Annotated in this window: 16 protein-coding genes; 10 read left to right on the top strand and 6 right to left on the bottom strand. The window is 67.4% G+C overall.

Annotation, left to right across the window (positions count from 1 at the left end; all coding sequences use genetic code 11):
- Positions 1-38: 38 nt before the first annotated feature.
- Genes QNA08_RS00935 through QNA08_RS00925 form a run of 3 tightly spaced genes read right to left on the bottom strand, consistent with a single transcriptional unit; the run spans position 39 to position 3,041 of the window.
- Positions 39-1,562, bottom strand: a complete 1,524-nt coding sequence (locus QNA08_RS00935; RefSeq protein WP_283738807.1) for a tripartite tricarboxylate transporter permease — start codon at positions 1,560-1,562, stop codon at positions 39-41.
- Positions 1,563-1,566: 4 nt separating this feature from the next.
- Entirely contained in the window at positions 1,567-2,031 is a 465-nt protein-coding gene (locus QNA08_RS00930) for a tripartite tricarboxylate transporter TctB family protein (RefSeq protein WP_283738806.1), read from the bottom strand.
- A gap of 26 nt (positions 2,032-2,057) precedes the next feature.
- The gene (locus tag QNA08_RS00925; RefSeq protein ID WP_283738805.1) at positions 2,058-3,041 is read right to left on the bottom strand and encodes a Bug family tripartite tricarboxylate transporter substrate binding protein; all 984 of its coding nucleotides are present in this window, start codon (positions 3,039-3,041) and stop codon (positions 2,058-2,060) included.
- 261 nt (positions 3,042-3,302) lie between these two features.
- Between QNA08_RS00925 and QNA08_RS00920 the strand changes: the two genes are divergently transcribed.
- From QNA08_RS00920 to QNA08_RS00875, 10 genes are all read left to right on the top strand, one after another.
- A complete protein-coding gene (locus QNA08_RS00920) occupies positions 3,303-3,977 on the top strand; it encodes a response regulator transcription factor (RefSeq protein ID WP_283738804.1) in 675 nt (224 codons plus the stop codon).
- Positions 3,964-5,355 (top strand): sensor histidine kinase, encoded by a 1,392-nt coding sequence (locus QNA08_RS00915; RefSeq protein WP_283738803.1) that lies wholly within the window; start codon positions 3,964-3,966, stop codon positions 5,353-5,355. Before QNA08_RS00920 ends, QNA08_RS00915 begins: the two co-directional genes overlap by 14 nt.
- A gap of 4 nt (positions 5,356-5,359) precedes the next feature.
- A complete protein-coding gene (locus QNA08_RS00910; protein ID WP_283738802.1) occupies positions 5,360-6,445 on the top strand; it encodes an ABC transporter substrate-binding protein in 1,086 nt (361 codons plus the stop codon).
- Positions 6,446-6,793: 348 nt separating this feature from the next.
- Positions 6,794-7,912 carry a multicopper oxidase domain-containing protein gene (locus QNA08_RS00905; protein WP_283738801.1) on the top strand — a complete coding sequence of 373 codons (1,119 nt, stop codon included), beginning with the start codon at positions 6,794-6,796 and terminating at the stop codon, positions 7,910-7,912.
- The gene (locus tag QNA08_RS00900) at positions 7,909-9,126 is read left to right on the top strand and encodes a ZIP family metal transporter (protein ID WP_283738800.1); all 1,218 of its coding nucleotides are present in this window, start codon (positions 7,909-7,911) and stop codon (positions 9,124-9,126) included. The genes QNA08_RS00905 and QNA08_RS00900 overlap by 4 nt, the downstream gene beginning before the upstream one ends.
- 170 nt (positions 9,127-9,296) lie before the next feature.
- Entirely contained in the window at positions 9,297-9,419 is a 123-nt protein-coding gene (locus QNA08_RS00895) for a hypothetical protein (protein ID WP_283738799.1), read from the top strand.
- Positions 9,420-9,565: 146 nt separating this feature from the next.
- Entirely contained in the window at positions 9,566-9,931 is a 366-nt protein-coding gene (locus QNA08_RS00890) for a hypothetical protein (protein ID WP_283738798.1), read from the top strand.
- Between the two features lie 106 nt (positions 9,932-10,037).
- Positions 10,038-10,436 (top strand): FixH family protein, encoded by a 399-nt coding sequence (locus QNA08_RS00885; protein ID WP_283738797.1) that lies wholly within the window; start codon positions 10,038-10,040, stop codon positions 10,434-10,436.
- 183 nt (positions 10,437-10,619) lie between these two features.
- Positions 10,620-12,041 carry an efflux RND transporter periplasmic adaptor subunit gene (locus QNA08_RS00880; protein WP_283738796.1) on the top strand — a complete coding sequence of 474 codons (1,422 nt, stop codon included), beginning with the start codon at positions 10,620-10,622 and terminating at the stop codon, positions 12,039-12,041.
- Positions 12,038-15,250, top strand: coding sequence for an efflux RND transporter permease subunit (locus QNA08_RS00875; protein WP_283738795.1), 3,213 nt, complete (start codon positions 12,038-12,040; stop codon positions 15,248-15,250). Before QNA08_RS00880 ends, QNA08_RS00875 begins: the two co-directional genes overlap by 4 nt.
- Positions 15,251-15,265: 15 nt before the next feature.
- Here QNA08_RS00875 and QNA08_RS00870 read toward each other — a convergent pair whose 3' ends face one another.
- From QNA08_RS00870 to metG, 3 genes are read right to left on the bottom strand one after another with little or no spacing between them, the layout of a single operon-like run.
- Complete coding sequence (locus tag QNA08_RS00870) at positions 15,266-16,111, bottom strand: MBL fold metallo-hydrolase (protein WP_283738794.1); 846 nt, start codon at positions 16,109-16,111, stop codon at positions 15,266-15,268.
- Positions 16,108-16,908, bottom strand: coding sequence for a TatD family hydrolase (locus tag QNA08_RS00865; protein ID WP_283738793.1), 801 nt, complete (start codon positions 16,906-16,908; stop codon positions 16,108-16,110). The genes QNA08_RS00870 and QNA08_RS00865 overlap by 4 nt, the downstream gene beginning before the upstream one ends.
- Positions 16,908-18,482, bottom strand: a complete 1,575-nt coding sequence (gene metG / locus QNA08_RS00860) for a methionine--tRNA ligase (RefSeq protein ID WP_283738792.1) — start codon at positions 18,480-18,482, stop codon at positions 16,908-16,910. Before metG ends, QNA08_RS00865 begins: the two co-directional genes overlap by 1 nt.
- Positions 18,483-18,501: the final 19 nt, after the last annotated feature.

Here is an 18,501-nt window from a genome sequence, read left to right as displayed (position 1 = left end):
CCCTCTCCTCCCGGAAAGCGCAACGATGGGCGGTTGCGTCACTCGAGCGCGGCGGCGCCCTGCACTTCCTGCAGGGGGCGCTGCTGCGCGCGGCGGCGGGCGAGCCACCACGGCAGGACGACGATCATGGCCGCAGCGATCCACAGGACGATCGATATCGTGCTGCCGAGGAGGATGGACGGGTCGCCGCCGGAAATCGCCAGCGCATTGCGCAGGTTCGTCTCCAGCACCTTGCCCAGCACGAAACCGAGGACGACGGGCGCCAGGTCGAAGCCGAGCTTGCGCAGCGCCCAGCCGACGACCCCGATGCCGAGCATGATGAGCACCGACAGGACGCTCGAATAGGCGGTGTAGACGCCGAGGATCGACAAGACGACGATCGCCGGGATCAGCCAGATGTTGGGCACCTGCAGCATGCGCGCGAACAGGCCGATGAGCGGAATGTTGAGCAGCAGCAGCAGCACGTTGCCCACATACATGGAGGCGATGAGGCCACCGGCGATCTCAGGTCGCTCGGTGAAGAGCTGCGGGCCGGGCGTGATGTTGTAGAGCATCAGCGCCCCGAGCATCACGGCTGTCGTCCCCGAACCCGGCACGCCCAGCGTCAGCATGGGCACGAAGGCGCCGCCGGCGGCGGCGTTGTTCGCCGCCTCGGGAGCCGCGACGCCGCGCAGGTCGCCCTTGCCGAAGGTTCCCCTGTCGAGAAGGCGCTTCTCGGTCGTGTAGGCGACCGCGCTCGCGACCGACGCACCAGTGCCCGGCAGCACGCCGATGACGAAGCCGCTCGCCGAGCTGCGCAACGTGGGCCAGAAGCAGGCCTTGATGTCGGCCCAGCTCGGGAAACCCCTGCCGACCGGGATCGGCTTCAGGTTGCCGGCAAACTGGTGCTCGAGCATCAGCAGGACTTCGGAAATCGAGAACAGGCCGATGACGAGGATGATGAACTCGATGCCGTCGTGGAGTTCCGGCTGGTCGAAGGTGAAGCGATAGGCTCCGGAGGTCGGGTCGAGGCCGACGGTCGTGAGCAGCAGGCCGAGCGTGCAGCCGATCAAGGTCTTCACCGGTTCGTGCCCGACCATCGAGGCGAGCGTGGCAAAGGCGAAGACTATCAGCGCGACGTATTCGGCCGGGCCGAACTTGATGGCGATGAGCCCGAGCGCCGGGGCGAAGAAGGTCAAGCCGACGACCGCCAGGATTCCGCCGACGAAGGAAGACAGGGCGGAGATCGTCAGCGCCTCGGCCGCCCTGCCCTGCCGTGCGGCCGGATAGCCGTCGACGGCGGTCATCACGGCCCCGGCATCGCCGGGCACGTTGAGAAGGATCGAGGCGATGCGCCCGCCGTATTCGGCGCCATAGTAGACCGCCGCGAGCAGGATCATGGTGCTTTCGGGTGGCAGCTTGGCAGCGAAGGCGATGGGCAGAAGCAGCGCGATGCCGTTGATCGGCCCGATCGCAGGCAGGGCGCCGATGATCGTGCCCAGGAAGCAGCCCATCAGGCCGTACAAGAGGTTCTGCGGCTGCAGCGCCACGCCGAAGCCGGTCCACAGATAGTCGAACGACATCGCCTCACCCCGCCGTGAAGATCGAACCCATCGGCAGGTAGGTGCCGAGCGCGTATTTGAAGCAGACGAACCAGAACGCCGCCTGCACGACGCCGACCACGGCGGCTTGCAGGGGTGTGGCGCCGAAGAGAAGGGCCGTGACCCCGATGAGCACGGCCATGGCCGGCAGAAAGCCGAGGAGATCGAGCAGCGCCACCGTTGCAAAGCACACGGCCACGAAGCCGATGCTGCGCAGGAGGAGCGGCCCTCGCGGAAACACCTCGGCGGGGCCGGGGCTGAACCCGTAGCGCAGCGCGAAGAGCCCGAGCGCGGCCGCCAGGATCAGCGGTATGGCCCTCGGTCCCAGGGGGTCGGAGGAAAAGGCATAATCGATGCGTGTCGCGGCCACGAACAGGATGCATGCCAGGGCGAGGAGGATCGCTGCGGCGATCCGGCCCGAACGGTTGGTGATCGGCGACGATCGCGCCATGTCTTTCCCTCCCTCCGTATGTCGGCTCAGAGACCCGCTTCCCTGGCGAGCTCGCGGAAGCGCCGGACATCCTTCTTCACGGTTGCGTCGAAGGCGGCGCCCAATTCGTCGAAGGCATAGAGGCCGCGGGCCTCACGTTCCTTCCGGAATTCAGGGGTCGCCGTGAGCTTGCGGAAGGTCTCGACCCACCAGGCATAGTCGGCGTCGCTCACCTTCGGCCCGACGTAGAAGCCGCGCCAGATCGGCCATACGAGGTCGAAGCCCTGCTCCCTGGCGGTCGGCACCTCGGCGAGATCGCCCGGCAGGCGCTGGTCGGCCATGACCGCGAGGATGCGGATCTTGCCCGCCTTGTGATTGGCGACCATCTCCGAGGCATCGCCCGAAGCGATCTTGATGAAGCCCCCCTGGAGGTTCGTCTGGACCGCACCGCCGCCTTCGAGGGCGACGTAGCGGATGGTTTTCGCCGGTATGCCGGCCGCCTTGGCGAGCACGGCGGCCTTCATCCAGTCCTGGCTGCCAACCGCGCCGCCGCCGCCAATGGGGAAGTCGCCGGGTGCCTTCCTGAAGGCTTCGACCAGGTCCTTGAGCGTCTTGTACGGGGAATCCGCTGCCACCGCGACGATGCCGTAGTCGGCGCTGACCGAGGCGACCCAGCGCACGGCATCCGCGTCGTGGTTGCCGAACTTCTTCTGCGCGAGGAGCAGCGCCGAGCCCGAGGAGGCGGCCGTCACGAGCCCGGCATCGCCCGGACGCGTGCCGACGACGTGGTTGTAGGCCACGGCCCCGACGCCGCCCTCCATGTAGGTCACGGCCATCGGCCGGTCGATGAGCTTTGCCGCCGTCAATGCATTGGCGGCGAGCCGGCAGGTCAGATCGAAGCCGCCGCCCGGCTTTGCGCCGACGAGGCATTCGGTCTTCTCAGGCGCCGCGGCCGCCGCCGTCGCGAGCACTGCGGTTGCGGCAAGGACGAGCAGTCCCCTCCGCGCCTTCTTCTTGGCGATTGTCCTCATGGGCCGTTCCTCGTGCGGGCATTGCCGGGCAATACTTGTCTGGCGCCACGCCATCGTGTCGTTTCAGTGCAGTCGGGGTCTGTTAATTGTCACCGGGGGCGGTCTATGCGTACCGCTGCGCCGGGTTCACGTGGATATTTCTGTGGTCATAGCGTTCCCTCATGCTGGTATTCTTGTTAATCCTCCCGGTCGGAGAGGCTCACCTCCGAGCTACAGGGCGAACCTGTCACCATGCTGTCACCGTGAGGTCGGTCGGGCGCGATGCGCATCCTTCTGGTCGAGGACACCCGCGATGTGGGCGAGGCCATCGTCGCGCGGCTCACACGCTGCGGCCATGCTGTCGACTGGGAGATGGACGGGCAGGCGGCCGCCGAGATCCTCGACTTCACCGCCTATGATCTCGTCATTCTGGACATCATGCTGCCGGGCATCGACGGATTCTCGATCCTGCAACGTTTGCGCGCGGCCAGGAACGATACGCCGGTCCTGGTGCTGACGGCGCGCTCGGAGGTGGAGGATCGGGTGAGCGCCCTCGACCTCGGCGCCGACGACTACCTCGTCAAACCGTTCGACTTCCGCGAGCTCGAGGCCCGCACGCGTGTGCTGCTGCGGCGGCGCGAGGGGCGTGCGACGAACGTCCTCGTCTGCGGCGACATCGTGCTCGACCGTAGCGCACGGGCCGTCCGCATCGGCAACCGGGAGGTCAACCTCAAGCGGCGGGAGCTGACGCTGCTCGAGATCCTCGTGTCCCGCCCCGGCCGCGTCTTCAGCAAAGAGGAGCTGCTCGACCAGATCTTCGGCTTCGAGGAGGCGTCCGGGCCGAACGTCATCGAGCTCTATGTCGGGCGGCTGCGCCGGAAGCTCGAGGGAGCGCGCGCCGAGATCCGCACGATCCGGGGGCTCGGCTACCAACTGGTGCCGCATGCCACGCCATGAACCATCGCTCTTCGCCCGCCTCGCGGGCACCATCACCCTGGTCCTCGCCGTCGGTGCGATGGGATTGACGACTGCTGCCTGGTATTACGCCCGCGCGGCCGCGGACGAAGCCTATGACCGGCTTCTGGTCGGAGCGGCCCTGCAGATCGCGGAGGCGCTCACGGTGCAGGACGGCGCCCTGACGGTGGAGCTGCCCATCTCTGCCTTCGAGATGCTGGCGCTGTCCGAGCGTGACCGCATCTTCTACAAGGTCACCGGCCCCCGTGGCGATCTGCTCGCCGGCTATCCGGATCTCGACGGCCGACCCCCCGCCGGTGCTCAAGCGTCCCGTCCCACGGTCTCCGATGGCCGGTTCCGTGGCGTGCCCGTGCGCCTTGCCTCCGTGGGACGCGTCTTTGCCGATCCCGCCGTTCAGGGCTGGGCCCGCGTCGTCGTGGCTCAGACCGCGGAGGCACGCTGGTCCCTGGCGCGGGACCTGACTCTCAACGCCACCGTCCTCGTCCTGGCGATGAGCGCGCTCGCCCTTGGCGGTGTCGTCTTCGCGGTTCGCCATGCGCTAAGGCCGCTCGCCCGGATCGAGACGGCGCTGACGGCGCGCGATCCGCAAGACCTCACCCCCCTGTCGCTCGACACGCCGCGCGAGATCCGTGCGCTCGTGGCTGCGATCAATCACTTCATGGAGCGGCTGAAGGGACGCATGACGCTCATGCAACGCTTCATCGCCGACGCGGCGCATCAATTGCGCACGCCCCTCGCCGCGCTTTCCGCCCAGGTTGATCTGCTGGCGCACGACACGGATCTGGCGCAGCGGCGCCACCATCTCGAACGCGTACAGGAACGGACCGGGCAGCTCGGCCGCCTCGCGAACCAGTTGCTCAGCCATGCCATGGTCATTCACCGCACCGAGGCCGTGCCATTCGAGCGCCTGGACATCGTCGCGCTGGCGCGACGCACGCTGCGTGACGCCGTCCCTGTGTCCATCAGCCCGGACATCGTCGTTTCCTTCGAGGGACCCGACCATCCGGTGCACGTGAACGGCGACCAGGTGAGCATTCGCGAGGCGATCGCCAACGTCATCGACAATGCCCTGCGGCACGGGGCGGCGGCGCGGCTCGGGGTTTGTGTCCGTACGGACGCGTGCTCGGCCTTCGTCGACGTGTTCGACGATGGGCCCGGCATTCCCCCGGGGGACTGGCAGCGCGTCACGCAACGCTTCGGCAGCGACCCGTCGGGTGGGGGCCGCAGCACGGGTCTCGGTTTCGCCATTGCGCGCGAGGTCGCGACGGCCCATGGCGGCGCCCTCTCCTTCCGCGAGCCGGACGAGAGCGGCTTCACCGTGACGCTCAGTTTCCCGCGCATCCTCGACGAACGGAGCTGAAACGATGCGCGGAATCGTCGGGCGTTTCGTCGCCGCCCTCGCTGTCCCGGTGCTCGCCGCGGTCGCGCAGGCCCGGGAAACGACGCAGTTCCCCGCCGTCGCGGCGCAGGACGCGGTGCTGACCATCCATGCAGCCGCAGATCTCACCGCGATGGAGCCCCTGATCCGCGACTTCCAGGCGCAACATCCGCGTGTGGCCGTCACCTACGTCGAATATGTCACGAATGATCTCAAGCTGGCTGCGAGCATCGCCTGCGAAGCCGGGCGCCCCCTGGCGGACGTGATCCTTTCCTCTGCCGTCGACCATCTGGTGAGGCTCGCCAACGACGGCTGTGCCCTCGAGCACCGATCGCAGGACACGGCACGGACGCCGTCCTGGGCAAAATGGCGCGACGAGGTGTTCGGCTTCACCTTCGAGCCGGCCGTGATCGTCTACAACTATGACGCGGTGCCAGCAGAGGATGTGCCGCGCACGCGCGTGGAGCTGGCCGAGCTGCTGCGGACGAAGGAGGACAGCTACCGCGGCCGGGTGGGCACCTACGATCCGCGGCGCTCGGGCATCGGATATCTCCTCACGATCACCGACGCCCGGCAGACGAGCGCCTATGGACGCCTCATCGAGAGCTTCGGCCGGGCGCGAGCGGTCGTGCACTGCTGCACGAGCGACCTGCTCGACGATCTTGCGAGCGGGCGCCTCCTCATCGGTTACAACCTGCTTGGCTCCTATGCCTATGCCCGCGTGCGCGCTGGGGCGCATCTGCGCATCGTGCTGCCGCGCGACTATACGGTGGTCCTGAGCCGCGGCGCCATGGTTCCGTCGACTGCTGGCCGGCCGGACCTCGGCGCTGCCTTCGTTGACTACCTGCTTTCGCCGCGTGGGCAGCGCACCGGTCGCGAGCGGGCCTTCTTCTTCGGATTCGACGGCGGCGCGCCGCCGGAGGTCGACGGCCCTCTTTCGGTCGTCGACTCCGGCCTGTTCCGGCCGATCACGATCGGGCCCGCCCTGCTCGCCGTGCAGGACGAGGCCCGCCGCGCGCGTTTCCTGGCCGACTGGAGCCGCTCGATGATCGACCTGTCGGGCGAGCAATGATCGCTGTTGGGAGAGTGCCCACAAGCCCGCTGCGCCAAGGGGGCGCGGCGGGCGTTGAAGTTGGTCCTCCGCCTCGACCAGCGGTTTGGCTTGTCTGCCGAGCCCGCCGAGGCAGCGAAGAGAGGCCGGGATCGCTTTGGATCATTCTCCGCTGAGACGGATGCCCGTTCGGCGAGGAAAGTTGTCTGATTTCAATATGATATACGCGCTTTCCAATTCAGCTGAATCGGAAACTGCCGTAGCCCGTTCCTCATGCCCGTCGGCATCCGCGGATAGATTTGCAAATAGGTTGCATGAGCAATATCATCGGCAACGAGCGAGTGTGTCGAAGAGATGAAGAGTCTGGCGATGCGACGCTGGTTCCACGAACGCATCAGTCGCCGGGGCATGCTCTCCGGAAGCGCCGCCGCGGCGGGCGGGGCCCTCCTTGGCGCTTTCGCCGGGGAACGGCGGGCGGCGGCCCAGGGTGTGCCGGTCGCTCACGGCCCTGAAGCCTTGGCCGGCGGGTCCCACACTGGGCACGGCAACATGATCACCGTGGGAACGGTCGATGACGGGCGCAACGGTTTCGACCCGGCGGCCATGCTGACGGACTGGAACACGGGAACGATCTCGCGACTGCCGGATGGCAGCAGGCTGCGCACCTTCGAGATCGTCGCCCAGGACAAGGAGATCGAGATCGCGCCGGGCGTCATCTTCCCGGCCTGGACCTACAACGGCCGCGTGCCCGGCCCGACCCTGCGCGCCACCGAGGGCGACCGGCTGCGCATCGTGTTCCGCAACGAGGGATCGCATCCCCATACGATGCACTTTCACGGCATGCATGCCGCCCGGATGGACGGCGTGCCCGGTGCCGGGGAGGCGAGGCCCGGCGGCGAGTTCATATACGAGTTCGACGCCCTGCCCTTCGGCTGCCATCTCTACCACTGCCACGCCGAGCCCTTGAAAAGGCACATCCACAAGGGCCTGTACGGTGCCTTCATCATCGATCCTGATCCGACCCGCCATCCCGAGCACGCTGCCGCCGCCCGGTCACGCCTCCTTGGCACGGACGAGAACCGGCAGTGGCAGGAGTTCGTGATGGTGATGAACGGATTCGACACCGATTTCGACGGCGAGAATGAAATCTATGCAGTCAACACGGTCGCCCATCACTTCCTGAAGAACCCGATCCGCATCGAACGCAGGCGGCCAGTGCGCATCTATATCGTCAACATACTCGAGTTCGATCCGATCAACTCATTCCACCTGCACGGCAATTTCTTCGATTACTACGACCAGGGGACGACACTCGCACCAACACTGCGGACCGTCGATACCGTCATGCTGTGTCAGGCACAGCGCGGCATCCTCGAGTTCACCTACCGCGCTCACGAGGCCGGGGCCTACATGTTCCATGCGCATCAGTCCGAGTTCGCCGAACTGGGCTGGATGGGTGTCTTCGATGTCGTCGAGGTGGCGTCATGAACGAGATGCTTCCTCCCCGGACCGCCGCCGTCGCGCGGGAAGGCTCCTCCCGCGCCGTGCGGCCGCGCGCCGCCCTTCTCTGGTTGGCCCTGCCCCTGTTCGCCCTCGTCCTGGCGGTGATCGCTCTCGTGGCGAACGACTGGCTCGCGGCTTTCGACAGCGGTGCGCCGCCGGTCGAGAAGCTCACGTTCGAGCGGACGGTGCTCGACGATCGCGGTATCCATCTCGGCATTCGCGCCGGCGGTTCCGAACCGATGATCATCGCGCAGGTCCAGGTCGACGAAGCCTACTGGCGGTTCACGCAGGATCCCCCCGGGCCGCTCGATCGCCTGGCGACGGCATGGCTGCATATCCCCTATCCTTGGGTGCTCGGCGAGAAGCACGCGATCAAGCTGCTGACCAGGACGGGCGTCGTCTTCGAGAAGGAGATCGAGGTCGCGGTGACCACCCCCCGGGCGCAGATCGGCCAGCTGGGCCCGCAGGCACTCCTCGGCGCTTTCGTCGGCATCGTGCCGGTCGTCATCGGCATGATGTTCTACCCGGCCTTGCGCGGCATCGGCCGAAGGGGGCTTGGCTTCGTCCTTTCGGTCACGGTCGGTCTTCTGGCCTTCCTGCTTGTCGACACGCTCGAGGATGCGCTGGAGATGGCCGACCGGTCCGCCGCGGCCTTCCAGGGCCCCGTCATGGTGCTTCTCGTCGCCGCGGCCGCGTTCCTCGTGCTCCTCCTCGTCGGCCGCCAGCGCGGCGCGCCGACAGGGTTCGCGCTCGCAACCTGCATCGCGCTCGGCATCGGGCTGCACAATTTCGGCGAGGGCCTGGCGATCGGTGCGGCATTCGCCGCCGGGGCGGCGAGCCTCGGCACTTTCCTCGTGCTCGGCTTTACGCTGCACAACATCACGGAGGGCATCGGCATCGTCGCGCCGGTCGTCGAGGAGCGCCTGTCGCTGCCGGCCTTCGCGGCGCTCGCGCTGCTCGCGGGTGTGCCGGCGATCTTCGGCATCTGGCTCGGCAGTCTGAGCTACGCGCCCCACTGGTCCGCCGTGGCGCTGGCTGTCGGCGCAGGCGCCATCCTGCAGGTCATCGTCGAAGTGAGCGCCTATCTCGCCCGCCGAACGGGCGGTAGCGGGAGCGCCTGGCTCGCGCCGGGTACAGTCGCGGGCGTCATCTGCGGTATCGGTGTGATGTATGCCACAGCCCTGCTGGTGAAGGTTTGAGAAATGATCGGCAAGACAGGGCTCGCCGCGTCGCTTGAGGATGTTCGAGCGATGGGGAAGAATGGCTGTGACTGGCTCTCGCGCCACGCCCTCGAGCGGCGTGGAGGTGCGTCGGACGTGCCGGGATTGTGCAGCGGCTGTCCGCCGTGTGAACGAAGGGAGCGAAGGCCATGATGGGCGACATGATGCCCGGTGGTGGAACTCACATGTGGGGCATGGGGCTCGTCGGCCTGCTTGCGCTTACGCTCTTCGTCCTGGCGGTCGCAGCGCTCATCAAGTATCTGCGCAGTTGAGGCCAGAAACGTCCCTTCTTGGCGCCCGGTGTCTGGTCGCTTTGCTTGGGGCGCGACATCAAGCCGCCCTATACATCCGGTTCAATCACAAAACGTTCGGTTGACCGACAGCATGAAATCGTGAGTTGTCATCGGGCATGACGAGTGTGCTCCGACAGATCCTGCTTCTGATGATCGCCTTGGCGGTCACCCTGTCGGCCGTGCACGCCTCCTGGACAGGTGTCGTCGCGTTTCCGCGTAACGAGATGAGCTCGACGATGTCCATGGACACGGCGATGTCCATGGACGGGGCGATGTCCGCAGACTGCGAAGAAGAGGCTGCCGGTTGCCAGGCGAAGCAGCCGGATTGCCTCGCGCTCACCCAATGCGCGGCGAAGTGCTTCAAGGTTGTCAGGCTCGAGGTGCCACACGTGGCGACTGTCGTGCCGACACGCGCGCTCTATCGGCGGCACGGCCCCGAGCAGATTGTGTCGCTCGCGCTGCCGCCCGAGCCCGACCCTCCCCGAAGCTGATCGTCCGGCAGCGGCCATCATGGCCGCGTCACGCCGCCATGCGTGCGGCGAATGGCCCTGCGGTCCCGGTTACCGCCGGGGCGCGATCAGATTTGGGAAGACATCCATGACCTCCATCATCCGTGGTGCCGCTGCGGCACTCGTCCTCATCGCATCGACTGGCCAGGGGCCTGCCTTGGCGGCCGCGAGCGACTACGACTTCACGCCCGTCTCGGTCGAGGTGAAGAAGGGCAAAGGCGTCGAAGTCGCCGTCAGGCTCGTCGACAAGCGGACCGGCAAGTCCGTGCCCGACGCTGTCATCACCCGCTTCCGTGTCGACATGTCGCCGGAGGGCATGGAGACGATGACCGCTGCGGTGAAGGCCCTGCCCAGCACCGAGCCCGGCGTCTACCGCTTTCAGACCGATCTCGTGATGGCCGGCGGCTGGGCCGTGAAACTGATGGCGAGGGTCCAGGGCGAGGCCGACAGCGTGCATGGCACCGTCGTCGTCAAGGCCAGCGACTGACCGAAGGCCCCGGCCGCGTCGACCCGCGCAATTCCGGCGCATGCCGCTTGAGAACCGTGCGGGTCGCCGCGGCCGGCGGGCGCGCGGGCGCCGGACAGGCGCCCGGGCAAGTCAATTTCGATCGTGATGTCCGGGGCGTCCGCGGCGGCATGCGTCGCGCGGCCCGCCCGAACGGAGACGGCCATGAGGCGAACTCTCTCATATCTGATGGTTCTCGCCATCGGCGGCGGGGGCCTTACCGCCGGCTATCGGCTGGGATCGGGCCGCTGGCCCATTCTCTCGGGCGTGACCTCTCCCACCCATGCCCAGAGCGCGCATCCGGAACCCAATGGCGCCATCCTCTACTACCGCGACCCTGACGGGAAGCCGGCATACAGCGCGTCGCCCGCCAAGACGGCGGACGGCCGGGACTTCCGTCCCGTGCGTGACAGCGAGGAGCCGGATTTCCGGGAGAACCTTGCCGCGAAGTCCGAGGCCGAGGAGCCGACGCCGGGCGAGCGCAAGGTCCTCTACTATCGCCACCCGATGGGTCTGCCCGACACCTCGCCGGTGCCGAAGAAGGACACGATGGGGATGGACTACGTCCCCGTCTACGAGGGCGAGGACGATGACGGCAGGACCGTCAAGGTGAGCCTCGGCAAGCTGCAGCGGACCGGCGTGCGCTCGGAACCTGTCGAGCGTCGCCTTCTTGCGCGTTCCTTGCGAGCGCCGGGTACGATCCAGCTCGACGAGCGGCGCGTCGCCGTCGTGTCGCTGCGCGCGGAAGCCTTCGTCGACAAGGTCGCCAGCGTCACGACGGGCGATCGCGTGCGCCGGGGCGAGCCGCTGCTGCGCCTCTATTCGCCCGACATCGCTGCCGCCGCCGCGCAGTATCTCTCTGTCGTCAGCCAGCCTTCAGGCTCGGCGCCCCTCATCGCCGAGGGCGCCCGGCGCCGGCTGGAGAACCTTGCGGTTCCCGCCGACGTGATGGCCGAGATCGAGCGCACGCGGAAGGTGCCCCTCTCGATCACGTGGTCGGCGCCGCGCGACGGCATCGTGCTCGAGCGTACGGCCGTCGAGGGTGCGCGCGCGGCGCCGGGGGACGCGCTGTTCCGCCTGGCGGATCTGTCGGTTGTATGGGCCCTCGTCGACGTGGCCGAGCGTGATCTGGCAAGCGTTGTGCCGGGCCAAAGCGTGACGGTGCGGCCGCGCGGTTATGTCGACCGAGCCTTCACGGGCAAGGTCATCCTTGTCTACCCGCAGATCAACCGCGAGACGCGCACGATCCGCGTGCGCGTCGAGCTCGAGAACCCGGACGGGATCCTGCGGCCTGACATGTATGTCGACGCCGAGATCACGACAGGCGGCGAGACCCCGGTCGTCGCCGTGCCGACGAGCGCCGTGATCGACAGCGGCACCCGCCAGCTCGTCATCCTCGACAAGGGTAACGGACGCTTCGAGCCGCGGCCCGTCAAGCTCGGTCGCCGCGGGGATGGCTATGTCGAGGTCCGCGAAGGCGTGAGCGAGGGCGAGTCCGTTCTCGTGGCGGCCAACTTCCTCATCGACGCTGAGAGCAATCTCAAGGCCGCGCTGCGCGGCCTGAGCCAGGGAGATCAGCCCAAATGATCGGCCGTCTCATCGCCTGGTCGTCGCGCAACCTGATGCTGGTGCTCATCGGCGCGGTGTTCGCCGTTACGGCCGGCCTCTCGGCGCTCAAGAACTCGCCGCTCGATGCCATCCCGGATCTCTCGGACGTCCAGGTCATCGTCTACACCGAATATCCGGGCCAGGGCCCGCAGGTGGTCGAAGACCAGGTCACCTATCCGCTGACCACGGCCATGCTGACAGTGCCGAGGTCAAAGGTCGTGCGCGGCTTCTCCTACTTCGGCGTGTCCTTCGTTTACGTCATCTTCGAGGATGGGACCGACCCCTATTGGGCGCGAAGCCGCGTGCTCGAATATCTGAACGCAGCGGCGCGGCGCCTGCCCGCCGGCGTCACGCCGAGCCTCGGGCCGGATGCGACGGGCGTCGGCTGGGTCTATCAATATGCCGTCGTCGCCAAGAACCGCACGCTGGCGGAGCTGCGCTCGCTACAGGACTGGACGATCCGCTACGCCACGGCCAAGGCCGAAGGCGTGGCGGAGGTCGCGAGTGTCGGCGGCTTCGTCAAGCAGTACAACGTCGTCGTCGATCCGCAGCGGCTCAGAGCCTTCGGCATCCCGCTGCAGAGGGTGCGGGACGCCATCCGGTCGAGCAATGCCGACACGGGCGGGCGCACCGTCGAACTCTCCGAGTTCGAGTTCATGGTCCGCGGCCGCGGCTACCTCAAGGGCATGGGCGATCTCGAGCAGATCGTCCTGAAGAACGACGGCGGCACGCCGGTCCTTCTGCGGGACGTGGCGCGCGTCGAGCTGGGCCCCGACGAGCGGCGCGGCATCACCGAGCTCAACGGCGAAGGCGAGGTGGCGAGCGGCATCGCCCTGCAGCGCTTCGGGGCAAATGCCCTGACCGTCATCGAGAACGTCAAGGCGCGGCTCGGGGAGATCTTGCCGAGCCTGCCGAAGGGGACCGAGATCGTGCCGGTCTACGATCGCTCGCAGCTCATCGAGGCGGCGATCGAGACGCTGAAGGGCACGCTGATCGAGGAGAGCATCATCGTCGCGCTGGTGTCCGTTGCATTCCTCCTGCACGTGAGGAGCGCGCTCGTCGCCATCCTCATGCTGCCTGTCGGCGTGCTGATGGCATTCGCGGCGATGAAGTTCATGGGGCTCGGCTCGAACATCATGAGTCTCGGCGGCATCGCCATCGCCATCGGGGCCATGATCGACGCGGCCATCGTCATGATCGAGAACGCGCACAAGCACCTGGAGCGGGCACCGCCGGGAAGCTCCCGCGTCGACATCCTGATCAAGGCGGCAAGCGAGGTCGGCCCGGCGCTGTTCTTCTCGCTCCTCATCATCACCGTGTCGTTCCTGCCGATCTTCACGCTCGAGGCGCAGGAGGGGCGGTTGTTCGGTCCCCTCGCCTACACGAAGACCTTCGCCATGGCTGCGGCGGCGCTCCTCTCCGTGACGCTCGTCCCGGCGCTCATGGTGATCTTCGTGCGCGGCCGCATCGTCCCGGAGCACAGGAACCCGATCAACCGCTTCCTCATCTTCGTCTATCGCCCCGTGATCCGCGGCGTGCTTGGCGCCAAGGTGCCGACCATCCTGCTGGCTGTGGCGGCGCTCGTCGCCTCGGTCTGGCCCGCCATGAAACTCGGCTCCGAGTTCATGCCGAGCCTGAACGAGGGCACGCTGATGTACATGCCGACGACCCTGCCAGGCCTGTCGGTCACCAAGGCGGCCGAGCTCCTGCAGACGCAGGACCGCATCATCAAGTCCTTCCCGGAGGTCGCCTCGGTCTACGGCAAGGCGGGGCGGGCGCAGACCGCGACCGATCCGGCCCCCACGGAGATGTTCGAGACGATCATCACCCTGAGGCCGAAGAGCGAATGGCGACCCGGGGTCACCATCGACAGCCTCAAGGCGGAGATGGACAAGGCGCTGCAGTTCCCCGGCGTCTCCAATGCCTGGACCATGCCCATCCGTGCGCGCATCGACATGCTCTCGACCGGCATCCGCACGCCCGTGGGCATCAAGGTGTTCGGCACCGACCTCACGGAAATGGAGAAGGTTGCGCGCCGGGTCGAGGCGGTTGTCCGCGCCGTGCCCGGTACGGCGAGCGCCTATGCCGAGCGGGTGATCGGCGGTTACTACCTCGACATCGTGCCGGATCGGGCGGCGCTCGCCCGCTACGGCCTGATGATCAGCGACGTGCAGGACGTCATCGCCACTGCCCTCGGCGGCGAGGCCGTGACGACGACCGTCGAGGGGCGCGAGCGCTACGCCGTCAATGTGCGCTATCCTCGCGATTTCCGCTCGGATCCGCAGGCCATCGCCCAGGAGGTGCTCGTGCCCCTGCCAAATGGCGGCACGGTGCCGCTTGGCGAGGTCGCCGCCATCCGCCCGACGCGCGGTGCCACCGCGATCCGGACGGAGAACGGTCAGCTCGCCGTGTACATCTTCGTCGACATTGCGGGCCGCGATCTCGGCGGTTACGTCGCCGAGGCGCGGCAGGCGGTGGCCAAGGAGGTGCAGTTCCCGCCGGGCACCTACGTGTCCTGGAGCGGCCAGTTCGAGTATCTCGAGCGCGCCGCGGCCCGTCTCAAGCTCGTCGTCCCGCTGACCCTGCTCATCATCTTCCTGCTGCTCTACCTCAACTTCCGGCGCCTGACCGAAACGCTGATCGTCATGCTGTCGCTGCCCTTCGCGCTCGTCGGCGGGCTGTGGCTGATGTGGTGGCTCGGCTTCAACATGTCTGTCGCGGTGGCGGTCGGCTTCATCGCACTGGCGGGCGTCGCAGCCGAGACCGGCGTCGTCATGCTGATCTATCTCGATCAGGCGATGGGCGAGCTGAAGGCGGAGCGCGCCGCGCAAGGCCGCCCGTTCACACTGGAGGACCTGCATGCGGCGATCATGGAGGGAGCGGTCGAGCGCGTGCGCCCGAAGATGATGACAGTCGTCGCCATCATGGCCGGCCTGATCCCGATCCTGTGGAGCACCGGCGCCGGGTCGGAGGTCATGCAGCGCATCGCGGTGCCGATGATCGGCGGCATGGTGTCCTCGACCGTGCTCACCCTCGTCGTCATTCCGGCGATCTATGCGCTCGCGAAGGGGGTTGGCCTGCCCGATCGGCATGCGGCCAGGACAACGGCGCACGCGCCCGCTCCAGAGGTGCAGCGAGCGGCGGAGTACTCCGCCGCTCGTGGCAGCACACGAGCGCCTTCAGCCTGATTCACTTCAGTGAAATCAGGCTCTTACGTCGTCTCGTTGATGCATCGCGGCAGCCGGTGCCTCCGCCGATGCCGCGATGCGCATGCCGTCGTAGGCAGGTTCGACCGACGGCGGCAACTCACTCCGCAGACGCTCGTAGTCGAGATCCGTATGCAGGTTGGTCAGGATCGCGCGCCGTGGCTTCACGCGCTCGATGAGGGCCAGCGCCTCGGCCACGTTGAAATGCGTCGGATGGCGCGTGTAGCGCAGGGCGTCGAGGATCAGCACGTCGAGATCCTGCAGGAAGCCGAGGCTCGCCTCCGGCATGGCGCTGACGTCGCTCGCATAGGCGATCCCGTCGAAACGGAAGCCCAGCGCCTCGAGACGGCCGTGCTGCATGCGGAAGGGCCATGCTTCGATGCGACCGCCGGCGCCCTCGACATGCACCGGCCGGTCGGGCGCGATGTGATGCTCCACGACGATCGGCGGGTAGTCGCTGTCTTCCGGCGTCACGAAGCAATAGCCGAAGCGGGCCCGCAGGAGTGCGCTGGTCCGCGCGTCGGTATAGATGTCAATGCAGCGGCGCATGTGGATGGCGAGCGGCCGCAGGTCGTCGATGCCGTGCGTATGGTCGGCGTGCTCGTGCGTGTAGAGAACGCCATCGAGATGCTGCACGTTCTCGCGCAGAAGCTGTTCGCGCAGGTCCGGCGAGGTATCAACGAGAACGGTTGTCTTGCCCGCCGGGCCGCTGCGCTCGACGAGGACCGAACAGCGCCGGCGGCGGTTCTTCGGATTCTGCGGATCGCACGCGCCCCATCCCGACCCGACGCGGGGCACGCCGCCGGACGACCCGCAGCCGAGGATGGTGACGGTGAGCGTCATGCGGCGCCAGCCTCCGCCTCGGCCGCCACGGCCTTCGCGAACAACCGCTCGAAATTCTCCGTCGTGACCCGCGCGATCGCGGCGGGACTCACGCCCTTCACCTCCGCCAGCACGGCGGCGGTATGCGCCACGTAGGCCGGCTCGTTGCGCTGGCCGCGGTGGGGCACCGGCGCGAGATAGGGCGCATCCGTCTCGACAAGAAGACGGTCGAGCGGCACGTCGGCTGCAATGGCGCGCAGATCCTCCGAGCGCTTGAAGGTCAGGATGCCCGAGAAGGAGACGTAGAGGCCGAGGTCCAGCCCCGCCCGGGCAAGCTCCGGCCCGGAGGAAAAGCAATGCAGAACCGCGCCAAAGGTTCCCTTCTCCATTTCCTCCCGCAGGATGGCGATCATGTCGTCGTCGGCCGCACGCGCATGGATGACGAGGGGCAGGCCCGTGGCCCGCGCCGCGGCGATGTGCGTGCGGAACACGGCCTGCTGCATGTCGCGCGGGCTGCGGTCGTAATGGTAGTCGAGCCCCGCCTCGCCGATGGCGATGCAGCGCGGGTGCCGTGACAGCTCCACGAGCTCCTCGGCTGTGACGTCCGGCTCTTCCGCGGCCTGGTGCGGATGAGTACCGACCGTGCAGAAGACGCCGTGATAGCGCTCGGCGATGGCCCGATAGGTGGCGAAACGGCGCACGTAGGTCGAGATCGTCACCATGCGCGACACCCCCGCCGCCCGCGCTCGCGCCACGATGGCGTCGAGCTCGGCGGCAAAATCGGGAAAGTCGAGATGGCAGTGGTTGTCGACCAGCATCAGGACGCTGCCTCCGCCTCCGTTTCGACATAACGCGGGAAGACCGGAACGGGCGCCGGCAGCGGCGTTCCAGGCTCAAGGCGCCCCTTCTCACCGAGGACCGCGAAGTCGCGCCGGTCGGGGCCGACGGCGAGGAGGTCGAGGAGCCTGGCTGCTGCCGCGGGCACCACCGGCTGGGCCAGGATCGCCACTTCGCGCAGCACTTCGGCCGTGACGTAGAGCACGGTCTCCATCCGCCGCGGATCGGTCTTGCGCAGAGCCCATGGCTCCTGCGCCGCGAAATATCGGTTGGCCTCGGCGACCACGGCCCAGACGTCGGCGAGCACCGTGTGCAGCGCGTAGTCGACCATCGCCGCCCGCGCCTTCGCGTGCAGTCCGTCCGCCGCGGCGAGGATCGCCCTGTCCGCCTCGGTCAGGCCGTTGGGCGCGGGCACAGCTCCACCGCAGTTCTTGGCGATCATCGACAGCGAACGCTGGGCGAGATTGCCGAGATCGTTGGCGAGATCGGCGTTGATGCGGTTGACGATCGCCTCGTGGCTGTAGTTGCCGTCCTGGCCGAAGGGCACCTCGCGCAGGAAGAAATAGCGGAGCTGGTCGGTGCCGTAGGTCTCGGCAAGCGTGAAGGGGTCGATCACATTGCCGACCGACTTCGACATCTTCTCACCGCGGTTGAACAGGAATCCGTGGCCGAAGACGCGTTGCGGCAGGGGCAGCCCCGCCGACATGAGGAAGGCCGGCCAGTAGACCGCGTGGAAGCGCGTGATGTCCTTGCCGATGATGTGCACGTCCGCCGGCCAGTAACGGCGGAAGGCCTCGCTCTCCACGTCCGGATAGCCGAGACCCGTGATGTAGTTGGTGAGTGCGTCCACCCACACGTACATCACGTGATCGGGCGCCTCCGGCACGGGCACGCCCCAGGTGAGCGTCGTGCGCGAGATGGAAAGATCCTGCAGGCCGCTCCTGACGAAGCTCACCACCTCGTTGCGCCGGCTCGCCGGGCTGATGAAGTCGGGATTGGCCTCGTAATGCGCGAGCAACCGATCCTGATAGGCCGACAGGCGGAAGAAATAGGTCTGTTCTTCCGTCCACTCGACGGGCGTGCCCTGCGGGCCGAGGCGCACACCGTTCTCACCAGGAACCGTCTCGCTCTCGTCGTAGAAGGCCTCGTCCCGCACCGAATACCAGCCGGCATAGGTATCGAGGTAGATGTCGCCCGCTTCCGCCATCTTGCGCCACAAGGCCTGGGAGGCGGCGTAATGCGCCGGCTCCGTCGTGCGGATGAAGCGGTCGCGTGATACCGCGAGCCGGTCGCACATCTGCACGAACAAAGCCGTGTTGCGGTCCGACAGCTCCTTCGGGCCGATGCCTTCCCTGGCGGCCGTCTGGGTCATCTTCAGGCCGTGCTCGTCGACGCCCGTCATGAAGAAGACGTCGCAGCCGTCGAGCCGCTTGAATCGCGCGATGGCATCCGCCGCCACGGCCTCGTAGGCGTGGCCGATGTGCGGCGCTCCGTTGGGATAGGAGATCGCCGTGGTGATATAGAATTTCTGGCGCTCGGCCATGCCAAGACCCATGTGAGACAGCGTCCGAGAC

Origin of the sequence: Chelatococcus albus (assembly GCF_030067675.1) — a bacterium.
In the GTDB taxonomy this organism is placed as follows: domain Bacteria; phylum Pseudomonadota; class Alphaproteobacteria; order Rhizobiales; family Beijerinckiaceae; genus Chelatococcus_A; species Chelatococcus_A albus.
This window is presented reverse-complemented; position numbering and strand designations above follow the sequence as displayed.